General features: G+C 65.0%; 22 protein-coding genes. 13 read left to right on the top strand and 9 right to left on the bottom strand.

Annotation, left to right across the window (positions count from 1 at the left end; all coding sequences use genetic code 11):
- Positions 1 to 11 precede the first annotated feature (11 nt).
- Positions 12 to 1535 carry an Hsp70 family protein gene (locus tag AAHS21_RS27450; protein ID WP_342930661.1) on the top strand — a complete coding sequence of 508 codons (1524 nt, stop codon included), beginning with the start codon at positions 12 to 14 and terminating at the stop codon, positions 1533 to 1535.
- A 173-nt stretch (positions 1536 to 1708) separates the two neighbouring features.
- Positions 1709 to 2536 (top strand): oxidoreductase, encoded by an 828-nt coding sequence (locus AAHS21_RS27445; RefSeq protein WP_342930660.1) that lies wholly within the window; start codon positions 1709 to 1711, stop codon positions 2534 to 2536.
- 37 nt (positions 2537 to 2573) lie between these two features.
- Here the strand turns inward: AAHS21_RS27445 and AAHS21_RS27440 are convergent, their stop codons facing one another.
- Both AAHS21_RS27440 and AAHS21_RS27435 read right to left on the bottom strand, forming a co-directional pair.
- A complete protein-coding gene (locus tag AAHS21_RS27440; protein ID WP_342930659.1) occupies positions 2574 to 4157 on the bottom strand; it encodes an AMP-binding protein in 1584 nt (527 codons plus the stop codon).
- A 46-nt stretch (positions 4158 to 4203) separates the two neighbouring features.
- Entirely contained in the window at positions 4204 to 5385 is a 1182-nt protein-coding gene (locus tag AAHS21_RS27435) for an acyl-CoA dehydrogenase family protein (RefSeq protein WP_342930658.1), read from the bottom strand.
- Between the two features lie 287 nt (positions 5386 to 5672).
- Between AAHS21_RS27435 and AAHS21_RS27430 the strand changes: the two genes are divergently transcribed.
- The 5 genes from AAHS21_RS27430 (at position 5673) to AAHS21_RS27410 (ending at position 11287) form a co-directional block, all read left to right on the top strand.
- Positions 5673 to 6692, top strand: coding sequence for an AraC family transcriptional regulator (locus AAHS21_RS27430; protein ID WP_342930657.1), 1020 nt, complete (start codon positions 5673 to 5675; stop codon positions 6690 to 6692).
- Between the two features lie 149 nt (positions 6693 to 6841).
- On the top strand, positions 6842 to 8050 hold the full coding sequence (locus tag AAHS21_RS27425) for an acetyl-CoA C-acetyltransferase (protein ID WP_342930701.1): 1209 nt from the start codon (positions 6842 to 6844) through the stop codon (positions 8048 to 8050).
- 7 nt (positions 8051 to 8057) lie between these two features.
- Positions 8058 to 8852: an enoyl-CoA hydratase/isomerase family protein gene (locus tag AAHS21_RS27420; RefSeq protein WP_342930656.1), complete on the top strand. Its 795-nt coding sequence runs from the start codon at positions 8058 to 8060 to the stop codon at positions 8850 to 8852.
- On the top strand, positions 8849 to 9991 hold the full coding sequence (locus AAHS21_RS27415; RefSeq protein WP_342930655.1) for a CaiB/BaiF CoA-transferase family protein: 1143 nt from the start codon (positions 8849 to 8851) through the stop codon (positions 9989 to 9991). Before AAHS21_RS27420 ends, AAHS21_RS27415 begins: the two co-directional genes overlap by 4 nt.
- Positions 9992 to 9994: 3 nt before the next feature.
- A complete protein-coding gene (locus AAHS21_RS27410) occupies positions 9995 to 11287 on the top strand; it encodes an acyl-CoA dehydrogenase family protein (RefSeq protein ID WP_342930654.1) in 1293 nt (430 codons plus the stop codon).
- Positions 11288 to 11305: 18 nt separating this feature from the next.
- Here AAHS21_RS27410 and AAHS21_RS27405 read toward each other — a convergent pair whose 3' ends face one another.
- Together AAHS21_RS27405 and AAHS21_RS27400 are read right to left on the bottom strand one after the other, a co-directional pair.
- Positions 11306 to 11728 (bottom strand): nitroreductase family deazaflavin-dependent oxidoreductase, encoded by a 423-nt coding sequence (locus tag AAHS21_RS27405; protein ID WP_342930700.1) that lies wholly within the window; start codon positions 11726 to 11728, stop codon positions 11306 to 11308.
- Positions 11729 to 11771: 43 nt separating this feature from the next.
- Positions 11772 to 12416, bottom strand: a complete 645-nt coding sequence (locus AAHS21_RS27400) for an MspA family porin (protein ID WP_342930699.1) — start codon at positions 12414 to 12416, stop codon at positions 11772 to 11774.
- A 238-nt stretch (positions 12417 to 12654) separates the two neighbouring features.
- Between AAHS21_RS27400 and AAHS21_RS27395 the strand changes: the two genes are divergently transcribed.
- On the top strand, positions 12655 to 12912 hold the full coding sequence (locus tag AAHS21_RS27395; RefSeq protein ID WP_342930653.1) for a hypothetical protein: 258 nt from the start codon (positions 12655 to 12657) through the stop codon (positions 12910 to 12912).
- Between the two features lie 7 nt (positions 12913 to 12919).
- On the opposite strand, the gene AAHS21_RS27390 is transcribed toward AAHS21_RS27395, so the two are convergent.
- A complete protein-coding gene (locus AAHS21_RS27390) occupies positions 12920 to 13879 on the bottom strand; it encodes a phosphotransferase family protein (protein ID WP_342930652.1) in 960 nt (319 codons plus the stop codon).
- The gene (locus AAHS21_RS27385) at positions 13879 to 14679 is read right to left on the bottom strand and encodes an SDR family NAD(P)-dependent oxidoreductase (RefSeq protein ID WP_342930651.1); all 801 of its coding nucleotides are present in this window, start codon (positions 14677 to 14679) and stop codon (positions 13879 to 13881) included. The genes AAHS21_RS27390 and AAHS21_RS27385 overlap by 1 nt, the downstream gene beginning before the upstream one ends.
- A gap of 173 nt (positions 14680 to 14852) precedes the next feature.
- Between AAHS21_RS27385 and AAHS21_RS27380 the strand changes: the two genes are divergently transcribed.
- Complete coding sequence (locus AAHS21_RS27380) at positions 14853 to 15488, top strand: hypothetical protein (protein WP_342930650.1); 636 nt, start codon at positions 14853 to 14855, stop codon at positions 15486 to 15488.
- A 3-nt stretch (positions 15489 to 15491) separates the two neighbouring features.
- Here AAHS21_RS27380 and AAHS21_RS27375 read toward each other — a convergent pair whose 3' ends face one another.
- A complete protein-coding gene (locus tag AAHS21_RS27375) occupies positions 15492 to 15911 on the bottom strand; it encodes a DoxX family protein (protein WP_342930698.1) in 420 nt (139 codons plus the stop codon).
- 53 nt (positions 15912 to 15964) lie between these two features.
- Here AAHS21_RS27375 and AAHS21_RS27370 point away from each other — a divergent pair, with 53 nt between their 5' ends.
- Both AAHS21_RS27370 and AAHS21_RS27365 read left to right on the top strand, forming a co-directional pair.
- Positions 15965 to 16303, top strand: coding sequence for a multidrug efflux SMR transporter (locus tag AAHS21_RS27370; RefSeq protein ID WP_096285756.1), 339 nt, complete (start codon positions 15965 to 15967; stop codon positions 16301 to 16303).
- Positions 16304 to 16499: 196 nt separating this feature from the next.
- On the top strand, positions 16500 to 17210 hold the full coding sequence (locus tag AAHS21_RS27365; protein WP_342930649.1) for a hypothetical protein: 711 nt from the start codon (positions 16500 to 16502) through the stop codon (positions 17208 to 17210).
- Here the strand turns inward: AAHS21_RS27365 and AAHS21_RS27360 are convergent.
- Positions 17207 to 18040, bottom strand: coding sequence for an alpha/beta hydrolase (locus tag AAHS21_RS27360; RefSeq protein ID WP_342930648.1), 834 nt, complete (start codon positions 18038 to 18040; stop codon positions 17207 to 17209). The genes AAHS21_RS27365 and AAHS21_RS27360 overlap by 4 nt on opposite strands.
- A gap of 200 nt (positions 18041 to 18240) precedes the next feature.
- Between AAHS21_RS27360 and AAHS21_RS27355 the strand changes: the two genes are divergently transcribed.
- Positions 18241 to 19314 carry an NAD(P)-dependent alcohol dehydrogenase gene (locus tag AAHS21_RS27355; protein ID WP_342930647.1) on the top strand — a complete coding sequence of 358 codons (1074 nt, stop codon included), beginning with the start codon at positions 18241 to 18243 and terminating at the stop codon, positions 19312 to 19314.
- A 285-nt stretch (positions 19315 to 19599) separates the two neighbouring features.
- A complete protein-coding gene (locus AAHS21_RS27350) occupies positions 19600 to 22035 on the top strand; it encodes a glycogen/starch/alpha-glucan phosphorylase (RefSeq protein WP_342930697.1) in 2436 nt (811 codons plus the stop codon).
- Positions 22036 to 22081: 46 nt separating this feature from the next.
- Here AAHS21_RS27350 and AAHS21_RS27345 read toward each other — a convergent pair whose 3' ends face one another.
- Positions 22082 to 22288: a long chain fatty acid-CoA synthetase Faa4p gene (locus tag AAHS21_RS27345; protein WP_342930696.1), complete on the bottom strand. Its 207-nt coding sequence runs from the start codon at positions 22286 to 22288 to the stop codon at positions 22082 to 22084.
- Positions 22289 to 22449: the final 161 nt, after the last annotated feature.

Genomic DNA, 22449 nt, shown 5'->3' with positions numbered 1-22449 from the left:
GATTGTGCGGAATGAGAGTCGGTATCGACTTCGGCACCACCCACACTGTCGTCGCGCTCGTCGACCGGGGTAACTACCCGGTCGTCTCGTTCGACGGCGTCGATGCCTGGCCGTCACTCATCGCCGCCAACGCGGCCGGGGACCTGCGCTTCGGGGTCGACGCCGCGGCTGTTCGCCACGATCCGGATTGGTCGGTGCTGCGATCGATCAAACGTCTGCTCAACGACGCCGGGCCGCAAACCGAGGTGACGCTGGCCGGCCGCGGCTACCGGTTGACCGACTTGCTCACCGGATTTTTGACGCAGCTCAAAAGCGATCTTCTGCAGCGCTCGAATGGCAGCCTGACGACGGGTGACACCATCGAGGCTGCCATCAGCGTGCCCGCCAATGCCGCCAGTGCCCAGCGCCTGTTGACGCTGGACGCCTTCGTGGCGGCGGGTTTTCACGTCGTCGCACTGCTGAACGAGCCGTCCGCGGCCAGCCTCGAATACGCCCACCGATACCGCTCCACCATCACTGCCAAACGCGAATACGTGCTCATCTACGACCTGGGCGGCGGCACCTTCGACGCGTCGCTACTCAAGATGACCGGGCACTCCAACGAGGTCGTGATCAGCGAGGGCATTCAGCGACTCGGCGGCGACGATTTCGACGAGGCGATTGTGCAACTCGTCACCGAGGGCGCCAAACTTCACGACGTGGACTCCGCCGCGCTCGACCTGCTGCGTGAGGAGTGTGCGCTTCGCAAGGAGGCCGTCGGGCCGCAAACAAGGCGCTTCCTGGTCGACATGTCCGGGATCGATGACGGGGTCGACCGGTCACCGTTTTCGTGTGGCATCGACGACGTCTACGCGGCCTGTGCGCCGCTCGTCGAGCCCACCATCGAACTCCTCAACCGCATCCTGCGCGACGGCAGCGGCGACGTGGCGTGGTCCGAGGTCGCCGGCATCTACGTGGTGGGCGGGGCCGGCGGCTTCCCCCTGATCTCCCGGATGCTGCGCAGCACCTTCGGCGAGAAGCGGGTGAAACGCTCCCCTCATCCATTTGCCGCCACGGCCATCGGCCTTGCCGTCTTCCTGGACAAAGAGTCGGGTTTCGCTCTGTCGGAACGCTTTTCGCGACACTTCGGGGTGTTCCGCGAGGCCGAAGCCGGCGCCGGCGTCGTCTTCGATCCGATCGTGGGCAAAGACGTCTCGCTGCCCGCCGACGGCCAGACGCCGCTCATCGTCCGCCGGACCTACCGGGCAGCGCACAACATCGGGCACTTCCGCTTCGTGGAGTGCAGCCGCCTGGTCAACGGCCGCCCCGACGGGGACGTGACGCCGTATGATCCGGTGCTGTTTCCCTTCGACCCCGCGCTCTACGACCGCGACGACCTCGTGCACCAGCCGGTCGGCCGGTGCACGAACGGGCCAGATGTCGAGGAGCGCTACGTCGTGGCGCCCAGCGGCGCGGTGGAGGTGACTCTCACGACGCAACCGGGCGGATTCATGCGAACCTATCGCCTGGAGCGACGTATCGCGTCGGTGTCGTGACAGGGTGACGGCCGGGACTACGCGCCACTAGACGCCGATCGAATGGTTCAGCGCGCCAGACGACGACAAGGTGGTGGGCGAACCGGATCCGTTGATCGTGGGTCGCGCGCTGACCGACTGAGCTAGAAACGATGCCGGAGCTGATTGCGCCACGACACCGAAGGGGATCGCCCATGCCCACCTGGCTCATCACCGGCTGCTCGACCGGACTCGGCAGAGCCCTCGCCGAAGCCGTCATCGACACCGGCCACAATGCCGTCGTCACCGCACGCGACGCCACGAAGGTCGCCGAGCTGGCCGACATCGCGCCGGATCGGGTGCTGCCCGTCGCGCTGGACGTCACCAAACCCGACCAGATCGCTTCGGCCGTCGGGCAGGCCGAGGGGCGGTTCGGCGGCATCGACGTGCTGGTCAATAACGCCGGATACGGCTATCGAGCCGCAGTCGAAGAAGGTGTGGACACCGAAGTCCGCGCCCTGTTCGAGACGCACTTCTTTGGTGCCGTCGCGACGATCAAGGCCGTCCTGCCGGGCATGCGGGCGCGCCGCAGCGGCGCGATTGTGAACATCTCCTCGATCGGCGCCCAGGTGATGCCGGTGGGATCGGGTTACTACTCAGCCGCCAAGGCGGCACTCGAGGGGATGAGTGGCGCGCTTCGCGGCGAGCTGGCCCCGCTCGGAATTTCCGTGACGGTGGTCGAACCGGGAGCGTTTCGAACCGACTTCGCCGGACGCTCGCTCGTGCAGTCGGCCACGGTCATCGATGACTACGCCGGAACCGCCGGACAGCGTCGCAAGGAAAACGACACGATGCACGGCAATCAGGCCGGTGACCCAGCCAAAGCCGGCGCGGCGATCGTCACCGCCGTCGAATCCGGTGAACCGCCGGCATTCCTGCTCCTGGGCCCCGACGCGCTGGCCCTGTATCGCTACACCACCGACGCCCGCGCGAGTGAGATCGCGAAGTGGGAACAGCTGACCGGCGGCACCGACTTCGATTGAGTCAACGCCGATCGCGGCGTGCCCCTTCGCATCCTCGTCACGGTTGGCGCGCTCGCAGATCCCTGCGCAGAATCTTGCCCGTTGCCGACTTCGGAATCTTCTCGACGAACTCAACCTGACGAATCTTCTTGTAGGGAGCCACTTTCGCCGCGACGAAGTCGATGACCTCTCCTTTGGAGAGTGCGGTGCCAACCTGCCTTACCACGAAGGCCTTCGGGATCTCCTCGCCCGAAACATTATGAACGACACCGACAACCGCAACGTCGGCGATCCCCGGGTGGGTCAACAGCAGCGCCTCGAGTTCGGCGGGTGCGACCTGGTATCCCTTGTACTTGATCAGCTCCTTGAGCCGGTCCACGATGTACACACAGCCCGCGGCATCGACCCGCGCCAAATCACCGGTATGCAGAAACCCGTCGGCGTCGATGATCTCCGCGGTCGCGGCGGCGTTTCCGAGATAACCCGCCATCACGTTCGGTCCCCGGAAGCACAGCTCACCCGGCTCACTCAAACCGGATGGGGGGACTGGTATTTCGTCCCCCGTCTCAATGTCGACAAGCTTGCTCTCCGAGTTCGGCACCGTCCACCCACACGAACTGACGGGTGCCTCGGCACCTGCCGGATGCCGGCCTTGCAGCGGAATGAGGTGGCTGGCCGGACTCAATTCGGTCATCCCGTATGCCTGCACGATGCGGCAGTCGAGTCGCTGGGCGACCGCGTTGGCCAGTTCCTCGTCCAGAGGCGCGGCCGCCGATGTCAGGGTATGCAGGGAAGACAGGTCAAAGGAATCGACCAGCGGGTCTTTGGCTAACGCGACGGCCACCGGCGGTGCGATGTAAGCCTGGGTGACGCGGTACTTTTCGATGGCGGCCAGGAACGCGCCCAGGTCGAACGACGGCATGGCGATCAGCCGCGCCCGGTCACGCAGCGCGGCGCACAGGAGCCCGGTCAACCCGTAGCTGTGAAAGAACGGAACCACCGCGATCAGTGTCTCATCGGGATCCACGCCGGACACTGGGTGCAATTGGGCTACGTTGGCGACGAGATTGCGATGGGTGAGCATCACGCCCTTGGGTTTTCCGGTGGTTCCAGAACTGAACGGAAGCACCGCGACATGTGTTGCGGGATCAAACTCGACCTCCGGACCTCTACTGGCCGTTGAGTTTACGAAATCGTCAGCATCGAGCACCGACACATCACCACTGGACAAGCCCGCCGCGTAAGCCGCCTGCTCGGCCTGCTCCCGCAATCGCGGGGCCGCGATCAACAGTCGCGCACCCGAATCCGTTACCTGACGTGCGATCTCGTCCGCGGTGGACAAGACATTGATGGGCGTCACCGTCGCGCCGGCCCGCAGGATCCCGTGCAACGCGGCCGCGAACGCCGCACTGTTCGGCGCGAGCAGCGCCACCACGTCACCCACGCCGATGCCGCGCCTCGCCAACCCGGCGGCGAAGGACTTGATCCTTGTAACCAGCGCGCGATAGCTCACTTCGGTTCCGGTTGCGGTCTCGACCAGGGCTACCCGATCGGCGTCGGCCTCGGCGAGGTCGCCGAACACGTACTCGTACACACCGGCGACCGGGATGACGACGTCGGGAAATGGGCTGACGAAACTCATGATTCCTCCATATCGAGGTGCCCGGTCTCGATCGGCTGCTCCCTCTTCACACCAGCGGGGCGATGCGTTCGGGCACACCCAGCATTGACTTTCCGTAGATCTCATAACCGACATACGCATTCAATGCGGCATGGCGCGCTCCGACGTTGGCGTCGCGCCAATATTGTTGCATTGCACTAGAATCGGCGAAGCTGCCCGCGCCGTGGACGTTGATCAGCGTCTGAATCGCCTCAAGCACTTGACGGGCGGCGTAGCCACACTGCGCTCGCGCTTGAGCGCGAAGCGGGTATCCCGACTCACCGTTCACGATCTCACCCTCGTCCAACGCATCGGCGACCTCGAAGGCGTGCAGCCTGGCGGTCCGCAGCTTGAGTTTTGCCTCGGCGAGCTGTATCTGCACGCCCGCCGAATCGCTTTGGTGGGCAAAGGATGTGTTGGACAACGACTTCGATGGAGCCGTCTGAAGCACTAGGTCCGCGGCAGCTTGACCAAGGCCGAGCAACGGCCCCACCAGAAGCAGGGCGGCCATCGGCGCCAATGGCATCCGATGCCCGGGTTCATTTCCCGACATCCGCCCGCTGATCAAAGTGTCTAATGCAATTGCGCGGTGTTCCGGAACGAAAACCTGCTCAGCCAACAATGTCTGGCTCGCGGTGCCGCGCATGCCTGCCGTGTGCCAGGTGTCGCGCAACCGCACTTCGGACGCCGGTACGAAGCACAGATAGTCTTCCGTCCCGCCGTCGTCGTGATCGGGCACCGCGACGCCAACCGACGCCCAGTCGGCATGCGGGGCGCCCGACGCGTACGGCCAACTTCCGCTGATCGAGAATCCGCCGTCCACCCGCCGCGCGTTGCCGGGAGCCAGCCCACCGGCGATCCGCGAGTCGGGCACGCTGAAGATCTCGGATTGCGCCTGCTGCGAGCCATGCCGCGCCACCACCGCGGCGGTGGCAGCGATGCTCACCAGCCAGGCCGCCGATGCGTTTGCCCGGCCGAGTGTTTCAACGATCTCGAGCACCGTCCGTTGCGGGGCGTGCACACCCCCGAATCGACGGGGCTTAAGCAAGCGGAAGAAGCCGGCCTCAGTCAATGCGTTGATCGCCTCGTCCGGCAGCTTGCGCATCGCCTCACTTGCCAACGTGCTTTCGCGAAGTAGCGGCTGCAATCGCACCGCATCGGCCAACAGTTCCTCGTGTGCCGTGGGACACTGCGCTGACGATGTTGTCATGCCACTCCGATCACGTGTGCGAAATCCGTTGTCGGATAACGCTTTCACAGCGAGACTAGAGCCGTTAGAGCCGCGATACCTCTTATCAGTACAGTTCGCGCAACGTTTGAGACACTTTGCTGCGCGCACTTGGGTTCCGCGCCCCACCGAGGTCGGTATTGGGCGGGCCCGAAGTGGTCCGAGCTTCCATCAATGTGACGTCCGACACATTAAGCGATCCGTACACACAGTCGCCGCGAATGCCCGGGGAGTCCGCTCGAGCGGATGCGGGAGAAGCGGAGTTGGAAATGGACGAGAAAAGCCAGCCGTCTACGGTTGCGGAACTCAAGACAACCGACGCCTTCAAGCAAGTCGCCAAATTATTTCCGTGCCTGCAAACGCTCGGCCCCCTTGACCGTCGCAAGCCGTTTTCGCCGAGCCCGCGGGTCGGTGCGATTGGGCCAATCACGGTCTTTGACCTGGCCCTCAACGTCGACGCCCGCATCCGATGCGCGCACGACCGGCCGTTTTATCAAGTCAATATTCTCGCGTCCGGACAAATGGAGTTATTACAGCGCGGCTCTTCGATTACCCATGCGCCCGGTCTTGCCACGATTTGTCTCCCCGAAGGCGAACTGATCGTTCCCCGCTGGCAAGCGGGCTGCCGAATGATCGCATTGCGGGTGAGCCGCAACGCGCTGGAGGACACGCTCAGCGAGGCGCTCGGACGCACGTTGACCACACAGATTGAATTCACACCGTCCATGGTCACTACCAAGGGGCCCGCACGCAGCTGGATGCACATGTTCACCGTGTTCGCCCAGGAGCTCTTTCGAACCGACAGTGCCCTGACACAACCATTGGTCGCAACGCCTTTCGTGGACAGCCTGCTGCATGCACTGCTGCTCGCCGCGGACCACCCGCACCGGGAGGCACTCGCGGAACGAACCAAAAATGTTGCACCCCATACCATTCGGCCTGCTGTTGACATCATCGAGTCGGAGCCCCATCTGCCGCTGACGATTGCTTGCCTGGCCGCCGAATGCCACGTCAGCTCGCGCGCACTGCAGCAGAGTTTCATTCGCCACATGGGCATGTCGCCGATGACGTACCTGCGCCAGGTGCGGCTGCGGCGTGCGCATCAGGAGCTGCTCGAGTCCGATCCTTCGGTCGAAACCGTGGCCTCGATCGCCAAGCGCTGGGGATACTCGAACCCTGGGCGGTTCGCCGCGGCGCACGCGAGCCGGTACGGCGAAACGCCGGCGGCCACGCTGCGTCGGGCCGGTCGGTCCACCACCACGCCGCAGCGCGACACCGCTCCGGCCTAGCCACGGCACCGATCGCCGAAGCCCGCCGAGAATGGCTTCGCCTTTTTGGAGAGGGTTATTCTCCAAAGCCGAGAGACGAATTACGATCACTATGGATTCGCCGCATCGAACCCCCTCGCCAACGATCGGAGCCCAACATCGACGCCTGGATTCTCGACGCGGTGCGTACGCCGCGCGGACGGGGCCGCCCCGACGGCGGACTGCACAACGTACATCCGCAGACCCTGCTCGCCACCTGCCTGACCGCCCTGGCCAAGCGCACCGGTTTCGACCCCGCGAACGTCGATGACGTGATCGCCGGCAACGGCATCCTGTCCGGTGACCACGGTGACGACATCGCACGCCTATCGGTTCTGTTGGCCGGCTGGCCGCAGACCGTGCCCGGGATGACACTGAACCGCTTCTGCGGATCCGGTCAGCAAGCCGTCACCGTCGCGGCAACCGCGATCGCCGCGGGCGCCGAAGATTTGGTGATCGCGGGCGGAGTCGAATCGATGTCGCGATGGGACGTCACGGCCGGAGTGCCGACGATCGATGGCAACAACGCCGACTTTCGCGGACTGTATCCGACAGTACCGCAAGGTATTTCGGCTGATCTCATCGCGACGCTCGAAGGCTTTACCCGCGAGGTCGTCGACGCCTACGCCGCACTCAGCCAGAACCGTGCTGCCGCCGCCATCGACGAGGGAAGATTCGATCGCTCCCTGGTCGAAGTCGCCACGCCCGAGGGTCCAGTCGCCCGCGACGAGCACCCGCGCCCAGGCACCTCCCCGGAGTCGCTGGCACGGCTGCGGCCGGCGTTCGCCGCGATGGGCACCACCGGTGTCGACGGTGAGCACCGCACGTTCGACGAGATCTGCCTGCAGCGCTACCCCAGCATCGACCACGTCGACCACGTTCACCACGCGGGTAACTCCTCCGGGGTGGTCGACGGCGCGGGTGCCGTGTTGCTCGCGTCGCCGAACTGGGCGCGCTCCAACGGTGTAAAGCCGCGAGCGCAGATCCGGGCCGCCGCCGCGATCGGCAGCGAACCGATCATCATGCTCACCGCGCCCGGGCCGGCCGCGCAGCGCTGCCTGCGGCGCGCCGGCATGACCGTGGCGGACATCGATCTCTGGGAGATCAACGAAGCGTTCGCCGCCGTCCCCCTCAAGACGATCCGCGACCTCAACCTCGATCCGGATCGGGTCAATGTCAACGGAGGCGCGATCGCGCTGGGCCACCCGATCGGTGCCACCGGCGCGATGCTGATCGGGACCGTGCTCGACGAGCTCGAACGTCGGGACCTGACAACAGGACTGGTGACCATGTGCACCGGTGGCGGCATGGGCACCGCGACGATCGTCGAGCGGGTGTGACCCGGATATGACTAAGCCCGGCACGCTCGTTCTCGACCGGCCGCGCGACGGCGTCGTCGTCTTGCGATTGAATCGACCCGAGCGGCTCAACGCGATCAACGAGGAGATGCAAGCCGAATTGATGCAGACACTAAGCGATTTGGCTGAAGACAGCGCGGTACGCGCCATGGTTCTCACCGGCGCCGGTCGGGGCTTCTGCGCCGGGATCGACCTGCGCGACTTCGGCCCCGGCATGCTCGAGGCCACCGCACCCGCACTGGACCGGATGCGCTTTCAGGAGCGGATGGCCGCGCTGGCCGAGGGGCTGCGTGCGCTGCCCGCGCCGGTGATCGCCGCGATCAATGGCCCGTGTGTCGGCGCGGGATTCGCCTTGTGTCTGGCTTCCGACATTCGGATCTGTTCGACGACAGCATCGTTCGGCAACGCCGCGATCCTGCTCGGCTTATCGGGCGCCGAGATGGGCATGAGCTACCACCTGCCCCGCATCGTCGGGACCAGTGTCGCCGCGGACTGGATGCTCACCGGACGCACCGTGTCGGCGACCGAAGCCGATCGGCGCGGGCTGATTAGCGAGCTTGTCGAGCCGGATCGGCTGACCGACCGCGGGGTTGAGTTGGCGTCGCTGATCGCGGATCTGTCGCCACTAGGCGTGCAGCTGACCAAGCGTGCGTTGCAAGTCAACACCGATGCCGCGAGCTTGTCCGCGGCGCTGGAACTGGAGAACCGCAATCAGGTGATCTCGCACGCCAGCGACGAGGCGAACGCACCCCGGCAAAAGTGGTCTTCGGGACAGACCCAGTGAGCGGTCCGCTGCGCGGGGTCCGCATCGTGATGATGGGCGGCCTGGGGCCGGCTCCATTCTGCGGGATGGTGTTGGGAGACTTGGGCGCAGATGTCGTCCGCGTCGATGCTCTGGCAGGTGTGGACGGCCCACAGCCCATCGATTACACGGTCCGCCGGAGCCAGCGGTCCGTTGCCGTCGACGTCAAGGATGCCCGCGGCCGCGACCTCGTGCACCGGCTGGTCGCCGACGCCGACGCCTTTGTCGACGTGTACCGACCGGGAGTGGCCGAACGGCTGGGCATCGGCCCCGACGCACTGCGGACGCACAATCCTCGTCTCGTGTACGCCCGCATGACCGGCTACGGGCAGGACGGGCCGCTGGCCGGACACGCCGGCCACGACATCAACTACCTTGCGCTCGCGGGTGCCCTGCACGCTATCGGCACTGCCGAATCACCCATTCCGCCACTCAATTTGGTTGGCGACTACGGCGGCGGCGCAATGCTGCTGGCGGTGGGCCTGCTCAGCGCGATTCTCGAGGCCCGCGAGTCGGGCGAAGGTCAGGTGCTCGACGTCGCGATGGTCGACGGCGTCGCGACCCTGCTGGCGCCGTATTTCGGGATGCTGCGCGCCGGCACCTGGCGCGACCGCCGCCAGGACAACCTGCTCGACGGCGCGGCACATTTTTACGGCGCCTATGCCACCGCGGACGAACAGCACGTCGCGGTCGGCGCGATGGAACCGAAGTTCTACGCCGAACTCTGTGATCGTCTCGGCGTCGACGTTCCGCAGGACGACGACGAACCAGCCACCTGGCCCGCGCACCGCGCCGCGCTGGCCGCCCGTTTCGCCGAGATGTCACGCGGCGAGTGGGAAATCCTCCTCGACTCACCGGGATGTTGTGCGACACCAGTACTTTCGCTATCGGAAGCGCCGCGACATCCGCACCTTGCCGCGCGCGAGACCTTTATCGCCGTTGACGGCGTCATTCAGCCCGCACCAGCTCCGCGGTTCTCGCGCACCACGCCCGATACGCCCTCGTCGCCGTCATTGCCGGGCGATCACTCGCGTGCCGTGCTGCGCGAATTGGGATTGGACGCAACAGCCATCACCGAGCTGGAAAGCGCCGGCGTGGTGGCACAGAGCAAGAAGGAGTAACAGATGTCGTGGGATTTCTCGACTGATCCACAGTGGGCACAGCAACTCGAATGGGTCGAGGACTTCGTGCGTACCGAGTGTGAGCCCATCGATCTGATCGTCAAGGAGTCGCACGATCTGGACGATCCGGTGCGCCAGGCGCTGATCCCGCCGCTGCAGGAGATCGTGAAGCAGCGTGGGCTGTGGGCCACGCACCTGGGTCCACATCTGGGCGGCCCGGGCTACGGCCAGGTGAAACTGGCCCTGCTCAACGAGATTCTGGGCCGCTCGGAGTGCGCACCGATCGTATTCGGTTCGCAGGCACCCGATTCCGGCAATAGCGAGATCCTCGCACACTACGGCACGCCCGAGCTCAAATCGCGTTATCTTGAACCGCTGCTGGACAACCGGATCGTGTCCTGCTTCTCGATGACCGAACCCCAAGGCGGCGCGGACCCAAAAGTCTTCACCACCTCCGCGGTGCCCGACGGGCAGCATTGGATCATCAACGGGGAGAAGTGGTTCTCGTCGTTCGCCTCGATGGCGTCGTTCATCATCGTGATGGCGATGACCGACCCCGATGCGCCGCCGTACCAACGCTATTCGATGTTCGTCGTCCCCGGCGACACCCCCGGGATCAAGGTGATGCGCGACGTCGGACTCGGGTATCAGCCCCAGGGCGGCGGGCGCGAGGGCTACGTCCGCTACGAGAATGTCCGGGTGCCGGCCGATCATATGCTGGGCCCACGGGGCGGCGCGTTCGTGGTCGCGCAGACCCGTCTCGGCGGCGGGCGCATCCATCACGCGATGCGCACGGTCGGCTTAGTCCGCCGGATCTTCGACATGCTCTGCGAGCGGGCCGTGTCGCGCTACACCCAGGGCGAAGTGCTCTCCAACAAGCAATTGGTGCAGGAGATGATCGCCGACTCGTGGATGGAGATCGAGGCGTTCCGGCTGCTGACACTTCAAACCGCCTGGAAAATCGACCAATTCAACGACTATAAGGCGGTGCGCGCCGATATTTCCGCGGTCAAGGCGATGATGCAGAAGGTGCTGCATGACGTGTCGGCGCGGGCGCTGCAACTACACGGATCGCTGGGCACCACTCATGAGATGCCGTTCGTGCAATATCTGGTGGAGTCCTTCGTGCTGGGCCTCGCCGACGGCCCGACCGAAGTGCACAAGGTGACGCTGGCCCGCATGCTGCTCAAAGACCGCAAGCCCGCGCCCGATCTGTTTCCCTCCGAGCACCTGCTGCGGCTGCGCGCGGCCGCCGAGGCCAAGTTCGCCGACAAGCTGGCGGGTATCCCCCGCTAAACCACCGTGCGGGCGCCGTTACTGCGCTTGCTGCGGGATCAGCGCGAGAACGGGAATCGTTCGGGTGGTTTTACGTTCGTAGTCGGCAAAGCCCGGATACCGCGACGCTTGAATGGCATACGTCTGGTCGCGTTCGTCGCCGTGCAGTTCGACGGCCCGAACGTCGATGAGGTCGTCCCCTACTTCGATCTGCGCGTCGGGGTGAGCCACCAGGTTGTGGTACCACGCCGGGTTGCGGTCGGCACCCGCCGCGGACGCGAACACCAGATAGCGCTGACCGTCGGCCAGATACATCATCGGACTCACTCGTTCCTCGCCGCTGCGAGCTCCCTTGCTGTGCAACAGCAGTACCGGTGCGCCCTCGAACTGTCCCCCGAGCCGGCCGTGGTTGGCGCGGAACTCTTCGATATTGCGACGGTTGAAATCGTCGTCGGCCACGATGCCTCCCACCCATTGAGTTGTTCGATTGTATCCGGGCAAGCGGTTAAACGGCTTTGGTGACGCCGACGTAGGACAGCACCACGTCGGATTGGTCAGTCACCCGGGTCAACGTGGCGTAGGAGCGGATGAACGATTGGCCCACACAACCGTCGATCCTGACGTGGAAGTTGGCGATCATGATCCATGGGTGCGGGCCCTTGAATTGCTTCTTCGACACCGGCACCACGATCACGAAGCCGGGCTTGAGCCCGACGTTGATCGACCCGTTCACCGGTACGGTGATGAACGGGAGAAGAGGCGGCAACATGCCGCTGGTGTCAAATGTCGGGCTGAGACCGGGGGCGATACCCATGTTGCCGCCGAGGTCGACGCCGTTGGACGTGCTCATGTCGATGCCGCAGCCGATCTCGTAACCCGCCTCGAGAATGCCTTGTGGCTGCCCCGGCCCGCTCAGGTCGCCCACGAATGTTCCGGTCGCGATGTACTCGCGGGACGAGACTGCGGTCGTCAACGGCGCGACCGGAGTCTGAGCCTCGTCCTTCGCACCAAGGCCCAATCGCCAGCCATCCGGGGTATTGACGATTTGGGGAGGATTCGAGGGCACCAGCCCGTCATTTGGTGGCGTAGCGGCACTAGCGGGCTGAACGTCGGGATCGGCGGCCGTTGGCGGCGACATGGTCAGCGCCATGACAACGCACATCGTGACGACCGCAGCGTTGCGGACGATGCCGGCGATTGTCCCCACGGGCGAAACCGTAAGTACCGCACCGTGCGCACAGGGGCATTTGCTGGCCGCCCTAGCAAAGTCGTTGCGTGTTCGTAATTGATGCGCGATGTGGCTGCGGCACGCTGGCATTGCCGCACGTGGCCAGTCGCGTCGCTAGAATCGCGGGAGTGGCATACGGCAAACGACCAGAAGGGCGGCGATGAGAGTTCGTTCGTCTGCTCGCGGACTGGTTGCCGGCGCGGTCAGCGTGCTGGCCTTGTGGGCCGGCACCGGGCTGGCGCGGGCGGACAATACCGATCCCGACCCCGAGCCGCCGATGCTCCCTGAGGTCGGCCAATTCAACACGGTCGACGCTCCATCGTTCTTTACGAACCCCGCCAACCGAGGCGTCCCACGTGAGAAAAACTGGGACGGTGTCGGAAACTATTGCCAGAACATCTTTATCAAGTGCCGCTAACCGAGGCTCAGTCCACCATCGACCGCGCCCGCTCCAGCAGCCGCGGCAACGTCGGCGCCATGGCTTCCCATTCGTCGCGCGGCGTCCTGCGTCGGCGGTTGTGTTTGACGATCAACGACCAGGTCGCCGCCGACTTGAAACATGCCAGTGCGCGAAACCAGGCCAGATCGGCGACTTGATGCCCCAGCTCCTGCTGATAGATCTCGGCGAGTTCGTCGATCGGCGGCGCCATGCCGGCGGCGTCCGAAACACGTTGATAGGTGCCGGGATCGCAGTTGATCAGAAACCAACCCGCATCGATCCGCGGGTCACCGATCGACCAAATCTCCCAGTCAATCACCGCGTTGACACTCGCCCCGGCCGCCATCAGGTTGCCCAACCGAAAGTCACCGTGTACCACGCCAGACGCAATAGCCGTTGGGGTGCAACGCAATAACGCGTCACGCACCCCCTTCCAGCCGGGTACCAGTGATGCATCGACGGTCTGCAATGTCTGACACCAGCGTTCGACTTCCGAGACCGCATCGATGACCGGTTCGGAACCCAGTCCGAGGTCACCCGGCGAGAGGCTGTGCAGTGCGGCCATGACTCGGCACGCGTTGCGGTAGCGCTCGGCCAGCTCCGGTGCGGGCGGGCAACCGTCGAACAACGGCTCGACGCAGTCACCGTCGACGTGCGACATCACGAACAGCGGCGGGATCATGGGCGGATCTCCCGAATCCTCCCACAGCACCTCGGGCACCGGAACCCGTGTCCCGGCAAGCGCTTTGAGAATGTGGGCCTGCCGCAGCACATCGCGGTGTGCGATCGGCGCAACCCCCGGCGGTGCGAGTTTGATCACCACGGGCTCACCGGATCGGGTGCCTCGAAAGGTGAAGCTGGAGGCACCTCCTGCCAGCGCGGTGACGTCGGTGACGTCGGCGGCCGCGAGCCGGCGGCGCAGCTCGTCGAGAGCGACCTCCATCATCAGCCGGCGGGCTGAAACCAGCCGACCTCCGTGAGGAAGGGCTGGGTATGCGCGATGCGGCCGGTCAGGGTCTTCGGATCTGCGGTGCACAACCGGAACGCCGTCTCGGTGATCAACTCGATGTCCTCGGTGTCCGTCTTGGCCAAATCGAGAGTGCCCGCACCCGGGGTGGCCACGGGATTGGACGGAGCGGCGGCGTTGACCGCGATTCCATCGTCATACAGTTCTGCGGCAAGGCTTTTGGTGAGCCGGTTGAGTGCGGCCTTGGCCGTCCCGTAAATGCCGAAGCCCGCGGTTCGGTCGAATTCGGAGAAGGGCGGGCCGGGCGGTAGGTCGCCGCCCACTGAGGTCAGGTTCAGAATCCAGCCCCGCCCGCGCTCGCGCATCGCGGGAATTGCCAACTGGCTCAAATGCAATGGCCCGAGCACATGCATTTCCATCATCAGCCGGGCGCGGCGCTCGGGGAACCCGTCGAGGGGTCGCAGGAAGGTGACCGCGGCGTTGTTCACCAGGATGTCCGGAGCGCCGACGGCGTCCACGACTGTATCGAACAGCCGCTCGCGCTCCTCGGTCTGGGACAGATCTGCCTGCACGGCGACGGCCCGGCCCCCCGCGGCGACGATCTCGTCGGCGGTTTCGCGCAGCGACCCGTGGTATTTAGGGTCGGGGTCCATCGTCCGCGCGGTCAGCGCGACCGTGGCACCGTGCGCCGCGAACCGTGCGGCGATCGCCTTGCCCAAACCTCGGCTGCTTCCGGTGACCAGGGCCACCAATCCGTCGCATCGTTTGTCCGCGGTCATCGTCGACGCTCCTCAGGACGTTTCCGGAAATGGCTTCTCCAAACTAGAGAATGTCATTATCACCGATCCTGCCCGAGGACAAGCACGGCGCCCAGGCATGGTGGCCCAAATCGTGGGACTCGTGTCTTTTTAGCCGCTCACGATTTGGCAGCCGCGGGCCTAACGTGGCGTTCATGCAGGTGATATCCACTCTCCCCGACACCTCCGTCGCACAAGCCGCCATTCGTTTGGCACAGTCGACCGAGTCGCCGTCAGTGTTCAACCACAGCGTCCGCAGCTACCTGTTCGGAGAGCTGGTCGCCGCGCACGAGGGCATGCGCCCGGGCGCCGACTACGACGCGGACGCCCTGTTTCTCGGATGCGTCATGCACGATCTCGGAGCGGGGGCCGCGGCGCCCGGTAAGGAGAGGTTCGAGGTCGAAGGCGCCGACCTCGCGGCCGCCCTGCTGACCGAGCACGGCTGCGAGCGCCCATTCGTGGACGGCGTGTGGGAGGCGATTGCCTTGCACACGTCGATGGGCATCGCGGATCGCCGCGGAGCGCTGTGCCACCTGGTGCGCAGCGGTGTGGGTGTGGATTTCGGCCGCAACGCCGAATTCGTCGACGAGGACATCGCGGCCCGGATCCACGCCCGCTACCCGCGATTGTCCATGGCCCGCACGCTGATGGATGCAATCGTCGCGCAGGCACAACGCAGCGCCGAGGCGGCGCCGCCCTACACGTTTCCCAACCAGGTGCTGCGCGAACGCCAGACCGACGGCATCACCCTGCTGGAACTTGCGGCCACGCATGGTCGCTGGGGCGACTGATCCTTAGTGTCGGCGCCGGGCGTCGATCGAATAGCGGCCGCCGCCGACGAAGACCAGCAGCAAGAAGCCGAAGCAGAACAGAATCGCCGGTGTTCCGGCGTTGCCGCCCGGTGGATCACCGATCGGCCACAGCGCGTGCGGCTGATGCATCCAGAAGTAGGCAACCGCCATGGTGCCCGAGGCGACGAATGCCGCAGCGCGAGTGAACAATCCGGCACCGACCAGCAGTCCCGTAACGAATTCGATCAGCCCGGCGTACCAGCCGGGCCACGACCCGAATTCAACGGGACCCGGCGTGGCGACAGGCCAGCCGAACAGGATCATCGAGCCGTACCCGGCGAACAACAAGCCGTAGACCAACCGGAACAGACTCACCACCACCGGTGTGTAGCTGTCGAGGCGGTGATCGAGATTCGTCGTCATCACCCAGCCAACGTTACGGCCGTCGTCCACAAGCGTGGTGTAGACACATCCGTATGCAAGGAGGCGCTTTCACATACCTGCTCCTGTTCGGCGCGATCATCGCGGAAGTGGTGTCGACCAGCCTGCTCAAGAGCACCGAAGGTTTCACCCGGCTGTGGCCCACCGTGGTGTGCCTGGTCGGCTACGGAGCCTCTTTCGCGCTGCTGGCGTGGTCGATCCAGCGGGGCATGCAGACAGACGTCGCCTACGCGTTGTGGTCTGCGATCGGCACCGCGGCCATCGTGCTGATCGCGGTGCTGTTCTTGGGCTCCCCGATTTCGGTGACGAAGGTCGTCGGCGTCGGGCTGATCATCGTCGGAGTGGTCACGTTGAACCTGTCCGGGGCCCACTGACGACCACTTCCGTCCACGCGAGCACGCGCTTGCTATCGGTGATACCGAAATCGCTTGGCGGTTTTGCCCTTTCACCGGTGCCCAACCGGGTCGATCGCCTGGACCGCGTAACCGTTCTCGGTGGCGAATCCGGCGCACCCGGCACCCCGATCAGGGCTCCAAGAATTCGTAGAGGCTCCGACGAGAACCTGATCTCATGATCAGGATTGCGACCGTGGCCCGCGCCGTTGCCATTGCGGTGCTGACCGGCGCGGCCGCACTCGGGTCGACGGTGGTCGTAGCCCAGGCCGCACCCGGCAACCCATCCAGTGGTGTCGGCACACTTTACGGCGACCCCGTCGCGGCCGCCCCATTCTGGCGTTACCAGCAATACGACGACGACTGCGTCGAGATGGCGGTCGCCGACGTGGTCGGGGAACTGACCGGCACGCAACCGTCCGAGCACGAGATCGTCGGGCTGGCGCAATCAACGCCCAGCAGCGTGCACCCCGGGCCGATCTACCACAAGCCGAAGAGACGCAAGAGCGGTGACGGCACCTCGTTCGACGATGAGCCGGCCTTGCTAGCCCACTACGGAATCCGTGCCGTGAGCACCGACAAGTCAAGCGCCGCATCGACCCACGTTCCGACGGGCTTGGTGGCCCTCGAGCGGGATCTGGCCAAGGGCCGCAAGGTTATTGCCGGGGTCAACGCCGAAGTCATCTGGGGCGACCCCGTCGAGGACAAAGACTCGCACGGGGAACCGCTGGCCAACCACGCCGTGGTCGTCACCGGCGTCGACACCGCGGCCGGAATCGTGCACCTCAACGACAGCGGCAGCGAGCGTGGCGCCGACGAGCAGGTGCCGATCGACGTCTTCATCCGCTCGTGGGATGGCAGCGACGAACAGATGACGGTCACCGGCTAGGCGCGACAGGTCACCGGCGCGCTCAGCAGGCGAGTCAGGGCGTCGGTCACCTCAGCGGGGCGCTCCTCCATGACGTAATGGTCGGCGCCGCGCAGGCGGATCAATTCGGCGTTCGGGATCCGCTCGGCCAGTTCACATGCGGTGCGCAACGGGACATACGGATCGCGATCGCCCCAGACGACGGAGACCGGACAGTCGATGGTTCCCAGGCCTTCGGCGAGCCATGGGACCGCGGACACCCGATAGTGCGCGAAGAATTCCCAAAACGTGCGCCTGCCTTGCGCAGTGTTCATCCAGCCCAGGTATTCGGCTTCCAGCGCGGTGTCGAAGCAGCCGATTTCGCGATAGCGGGCCAGTGCCCGATGGTGGATCGCGGCCAGCGGCAATTGTCGCGCGCCCGCGGTGAGCAAGGGGTGTGCGGCGATCCAGTGTTGACCCTGCGAGAAGCGGTAGAACCACGGACGGAAGATGCGATGCGCGCGGGTGTTCAACAGACCTAGTCGCAATATCCGTTCGGGGTGGCGAATGGCGTAGCCGAGTCCGATGAAGCCGCCGTAGTCGTGAGCGCACAGGTTGAATCGTTGCCAGCCCAACTGTTGCACGAACCGCTCGATCCGCTCCACTTCGTTTTCATAGGTGGGTGCGGTCGCCGGCGGATCGGACCGGCCGAAGCCCGGCCAGTCCGGCGCCACAACGTGATGGCTGTTGGCCAGCGCCGCGATCTGGTGGCGCCAGCAGGACGAGCTCTGCGGGTAGCCGTGCAGCAGCAGCAGCGGCTCTCCGCTGCCAGCGACCACTCCGAACACCTTGCGCCCGTCGACATTCCACATGGCCACAACGTATTCGAATCCGGCGCTGCCCGACCCCGCACATCGAGACGGACGGCGCTCCATTACGGACGCCGCAAAGTTGCTGTTGCCACCGCGATTGTTTGCTGGCATTGTCAGATTCAAAGCGGCTGTATCACAACATGTCTCAAGGCCGCCCGGGCCGGGCGGGTGTCTGTGGTGCGCCGAGAAGGGGGAACGTCATGCAGATGCGGGCGGCGCGGATGCACGCCTATAACGAACCGCTGCGGCTCGAGGAGATCCCCGTGCCCGATTTCGGCCCGGACGAGGTCCTGGTCAAGGTGGCAGCCGCCGGCATGTGCCGCAGCGACTACCAGTTGGTCGACGGCTATTTCCGCGAAGGCTTCCCGCTCACGTTTCCCATTACGCCGGGTCACGAGGTGGCGGGACACGTGCATGCGGTGGGCGCCGAGGTCCCCGCCGCGGCGGGGCTGGCCGAGGGGACGCCGGTCGTGGTCAACCCGAACTGGGGCGACGGGCGATGCCGGCAATGCCACGAAGGCAACGAGCAACTCTGCGCGAACGGGCAGTTGGCGGGGTTCGGACCGCCCGGCGGATTCGCGGAGTACATGCCGGTGCAAGCCCGCCATGTCATCGCCGTACCGGAACAGGCGGATCACACGCCGCAGACGCTGGCCCCGCTGACCGATGCCGGTCTGACCCCGTACCGCGGTATGAAGAAGCTCCTCGCGGCCGGAAAACTCGGCGCGGGACGCACCGTGGTCGTCAACGGCATCGGTGGCCTCGGAGGCTACGGGGTGCAGTACGCCCGACTGCTCGGCGGCGGGGCGACAGTGGTGGCATTCGCCCGCAACGATGACAAGCTCACCGTCGCAAAGGAAAACGGCGCCCATCACACCGTCAACACGCGGAACAAAACCGCCGAAGAGGTGCAGAACGAACTGGAAGACCTCACCGGCCGCCGGGAGGTCGATGCGGTGTTGGACTGCGCCGGCGCCAAAGAGTCTTTGGAGCTTGGGTTTTCGATCTTGGGCAAGGAAGGCGCGCTCGCCTGTGTTGGTTTGATCGGACAGAGCGGCGCGCAGGTACCCATTTTTCCGTTCGTAAGCGGAGAGAAGTCATACTCCGGCTCGTTCTGGGGCAACCACAACGACTTGACCGAGGTTCTTGCGCTCGCCAGCCAGGGGCTGATCAAACACCACATCAACCCGGTCGACTTGGACGACATCAACGAACGTCTGGACGCGTTGGGGCGCGGCGACGTGGTCGGACGCGCAGTCGTCATCTTCGACTGACCGACGCGACGTCCTGTGAGCAGCGTCCGGACGTCTCCCCCGCCAACGCCGTTTCGTCGCCAGTGCGTGAGGTTGCGTTCACGTGACGGTCGTCAATTCCGCGCCTGGTGTGCAAACACCGCTGCCAGACTGACGAACTGCGCGAAGCTGGGCAGATCGGTGCGATACTGCCACCACCTCTAGGGAGTAGGAATCACTATGACCGATCTCGACCAGACCCCCTCCGACGGATTGTCTGCCGCCCCTTCCCGGCCCGCCGACCTGGCCGAGCACTCGCGCACCGGGATGGGCGCGCCCGCGCTGCAGCGCGCGATCACCGATCACCTGCGCTACTCGATCGGCCGCCCAGCCGCGGCGCTGCGACCGGAGCACTATTACCGGGCGCTGGCGCTGGCCGTGCGCGACCGCATGCAGGACCGCCGGGTCGCGTCGACGCAGACCTCGCTCGACCTCGGACGCAAGGTGACCTGCTACCTATCGGCGGAATTCCTGATGGGCCCGCAGCTGGGCAACAACCTGCTGAACCTGGGCCTGGAGGGCGCGGCAAAGTCCGCACTGGCCGCGATGGGACAGCGACTCGACGAGGTGCTGGCCTGCGAGGAAGAACCGGGGTTGGGCAACGGCGGCCTGGGCCGGCTGGCGGCCTGCTACCTGGACTCGCTGGCCACCCTCGAACGTCCGGCAATCGGCTACGGAATCCGATATGAATTCGGCATTTTCGACCAGGAGATCCACGACGGCTGGCAGGTCGAGCAGACCGACAACTGGCTGGATCGCGGAAACCCTTGGGAGATCGCTAAACCCGACGTCAACTATCTGGTCAAGTGGGGCGGTTACGTCGAGCACTACACCGACGAGGCGGGCCACGAGCGGTCCCGGTGGGTACCGGGTCTGTTACTGAAGGGCGTCGCGTACGACACCCCGATCCAGGGCTACGGCGTCAACACCTGCAACGTGCTGACGTTGTGGAGCGCGCGGGCAGTCAAATCTTTTGCGCTGGACGCCTTCAACACCGGCGACTACTACAAGGCGGTCGAAGACGAGGTGACTTCGGAGACGGTCACCAAGGTGCTCTACCCCAACGACGAGCCGGAGGCCGGCAAGCGCCTTCGGCTGCTACAGCAGCACTTCTTCGTGTCCTGCTCGCTGCAGCACGTGCTGCACATCATGGACGACCTCGCCGACGCGGGTGTGCGTGAGCTGCCCCAGCGATTCGCGTTGCAGCTCAACGACACTCACCCGTCCATTGGGGTCGCCGAGCTGATGCGGTTACTGATCGACGAGCGGCACCTGGAGTGGGAAGAGGCGTGGGACATCACCGTCGCGACCTTCGCCTACACCAACCACACCCTGCTGCCGGAAGCGCTCGAGACCTGGCCGCTGCAGATGTTCGGCGACTCGTTGCCGCGACACCTGGAGATCATTTACGAGATCAACCGGCGGTTCCTCAACGAGGTGCGCACCCGATTTCTCGGCGACGCGGACCGCGTCCGCCGGATGTCGCTCATCGGCGAGGACGGTGGCAAGAACGTGCGGATGGCACACTTGGCCACCGTCGGCAGCCACGCCATCAACGGTGTCGCCGCTCTGCACTCGGAGCTGCTGAAAGAAAGTGTGCTCAAAGACTTCTACGAGATGTGGCCAGAACGGTTCAGCAACAAGACGAATGGCGTGACGCCGCGGCGATTCCTCGCGCTGTCCAACCCCGGTCTGCGCGAGCTGCTGGACCGCACCATCGGGGACGGCTGGCTCAAGGACCTGGGCAAGCTGCGTGGGCTGGAGCCGTTCGTCGACGACTCGTCCTTCCGGGAACAGTGGCGTGACATCAAGCGCACCAACAAAGCGCGGCTGGCCAACTTCATCCGCGAAACAACCGGCGTCGAACTGAACCCGCAATGGATCTTCGACATCCAGGTCAAGCGGATTCACGAGTACAAGCGCCAGCACCTCAACGTGTTGCACATCATCGCGCTGTACTACCGGCTCAAGCAGAACCCCGAGCTCTCGATTCCGCCGCGCGCCTTCGTCTTCGGCGGCAAGGCGGCGCCCGGTTACTTCTTGGCCAAGCGGATCATCAAGCTGATCAACGCGGTCGGGGAAACGATCAACAACGACCCGGACGTCAACAAGTTCCTGAAGGTGGCGTTCATCCCGAACTTCAACGTGCAGAACGCGCACCTGATCTACCCGGCCGCCAACGTGTCCGAGCAGATTTCCACTGCGGGCAAGGAAGCTTCAGGAACCGGCAACATGAAGTTCATGATCAACGGCGCCCTGACGGTCGGCACGCTCGACGGAGCCAACGTCGAGATTCGCGAAGAGGCCGGAGCGGAGAACTTCTTCCTGTTCGGCCTGACCGTCGAAGAGGTCGAGGCGCTCAAGGCGAGCGGTTACCGTCCGTCGGATTACATCGACAGCAATGACGAGCTGGCCGCGGTGCTGAATCTGATTGCCGACGGCACGTTCTCGCACGGCGACATCGAGGTGTTCAAGCCGCTGGTGGACAACCTGCGTTACGACGACCCCTTCCTCGTGTGCGCCGACTACGCCTCTTATGTGGAGTGCCAGAGCCGGGTGAGTGCCGCGTGGCTGGATGGGGAGTCGTGGACCAAGATGTCGATCCTGAATACCGCACGCAGCGGCAAGTTCTCGTCGGATCGCGCCATCGCCGAGTACTGCGACGACATCTGGAAGGTCTGGCCGCTGACGGTGAAGATCTAAGTCGCCAGGGCGATAGACCGCTGGCGTCGCAATGCAGATTGCGGCGCTAGCGGGTCTCTTTCGAGACGTAGACGATGATGTAACCGACCGGGATACCGGTGCGGGCGGCGATGCATTCGCGCGCCACCGAATCGACCATGGCGCGGCGGCTAGCGCGCGCGACGGCGGCGATCTCGGGGACTCGGACGATCCACCCGTCGCTATCGCGAGTGATCTCGATGTCGAAGCACTGACCGACCTTTGGGAAGGTCACACGCGCAGCGCTGCGCGGCGATTGCGCGCGTCGCAGGGTGGGCTGAATAAGCATCTGCTTTTCCTGAGTCGACAATGGGCCGCGCGCAAGAATAATGCGAAACCCCGCAAAACACCTAATCGGCAGGGGCCGACGAGGTCCCGATGTAATCACACCGTTGT

This window comes from Mycobacterium sp. 050272 (assembly GCF_039023525.1).
GTDB lineage: Bacteria > Actinomycetota > Actinomycetes > Mycobacteriales > Mycobacteriaceae > Mycobacterium.
Note: the sequence above shows the minus strand (reverse complement) of the source record. Positions and strands in the feature narration are given on the sequence as shown.

What these genes read in the sequence shown, in the direction of transcription:
- AAHS21_RS27450 (WP_342930661.1), top strand. Translation starts at nt 12, where the DNA reads ATGAGAGTCGGTATCGACTTCGGCACCACCCACACTGTCGTCGCGCTC.
- AAHS21_RS27445 (WP_342930660.1), top strand. Translation starts at nt 1,709, where the DNA reads ATGCCCACCTGGCTCATCACCGGCTGCTCGACCGGACTCGGCAGAGCC.
- AAHS21_RS27440 (WP_342930659.1), bottom strand. Translation starts at nt 4,157, where the DNA reads ATGAGTTTCGTCAGCCCATTTCCCGACGTCGTCATCCCGGTCGCCGGT.
- AAHS21_RS27435 (WP_342930658.1), bottom strand. Translation starts at nt 5,385, where the DNA reads ATGACAACATCGTCAGCGCAGTGTCCCACGGCACACGAGGAACTGTTG.
- AAHS21_RS27430 (WP_342930657.1), top strand. Translation starts at nt 5,673, where the DNA reads ATGGACGAGAAAAGCCAGCCGTCTACGGTTGCGGAACTCAAGACAACC.
- AAHS21_RS27420 (WP_342930656.1), top strand. Translation starts at nt 8,058, where the DNA reads ATGACTAAGCCCGGCACGCTCGTTCTCGACCGGCCGCGCGACGGCGTC.
- AAHS21_RS27410 (WP_342930654.1), top strand. Translation starts at nt 9,995, where the DNA reads ATGTCGTGGGATTTCTCGACTGATCCACAGTGGGCACAGCAACTCGAA.
- AAHS21_RS27400 (WP_342930699.1), bottom strand. Translation starts at nt 12,416, where the DNA reads ATGGCGCTGACCATGTCGCCGCCAACGGCCGCCGATCCCGACGTTCAG.
- AAHS21_RS27395 (WP_342930653.1), top strand. Translation starts at nt 12,655, where the DNA reads ATGAGAGTTCGTTCGTCTGCTCGCGGACTGGTTGCCGGCGCGGTCAGC.
- AAHS21_RS27390 (WP_342930652.1), bottom strand. Translation starts at nt 13,879, where the DNA reads ATGATGGAGGTCGCTCTCGACGAGCTGCGCCGCCGGCTCGCGGCCGCC.
- AAHS21_RS27385 (WP_342930651.1), bottom strand. Translation starts at nt 14,679, where the DNA reads ATGACCGCGGACAAACGATGCGACGGATTGGTGGCCCTGGTCACCGGA.
- AAHS21_RS27380 (WP_342930650.1), top strand. Translation starts at nt 14,853, where the DNA reads ATGCAGGTGATATCCACTCTCCCCGACACCTCCGTCGCACAAGCCGCC.
- AAHS21_RS27375 (WP_342930698.1), bottom strand. Translation starts at nt 15,911, where the DNA reads ATGACGACGAATCTCGATCACCGCCTCGACAGCTACACACCGGTGGTG.
- AAHS21_RS27370 (WP_096285756.1), top strand. Translation starts at nt 15,965, where the DNA reads ATGCAAGGAGGCGCTTTCACATACCTGCTCCTGTTCGGCGCGATCATC.
- AAHS21_RS27365 (WP_342930649.1), top strand. Translation starts at nt 16,500, where the DNA reads ATGATCAGGATTGCGACCGTGGCCCGCGCCGTTGCCATTGCGGTGCTG.
- AAHS21_RS27360 (WP_342930648.1), bottom strand. Translation starts at nt 18,040, where the DNA reads ATGTGGAATGTCGACGGGCGCAAGGTGTTCGGAGTGGTCGCTGGCAGC.
- AAHS21_RS27355 (WP_342930647.1), top strand. Translation starts at nt 18,241, where the DNA reads ATGCAGATGCGGGCGGCGCGGATGCACGCCTATAACGAACCGCTGCGG.
- AAHS21_RS27350 (WP_342930697.1), top strand. Translation starts at nt 19,600, where the DNA reads ATGGGCGCGCCCGCGCTGCAGCGCGCGATCACCGATCACCTGCGCTAC.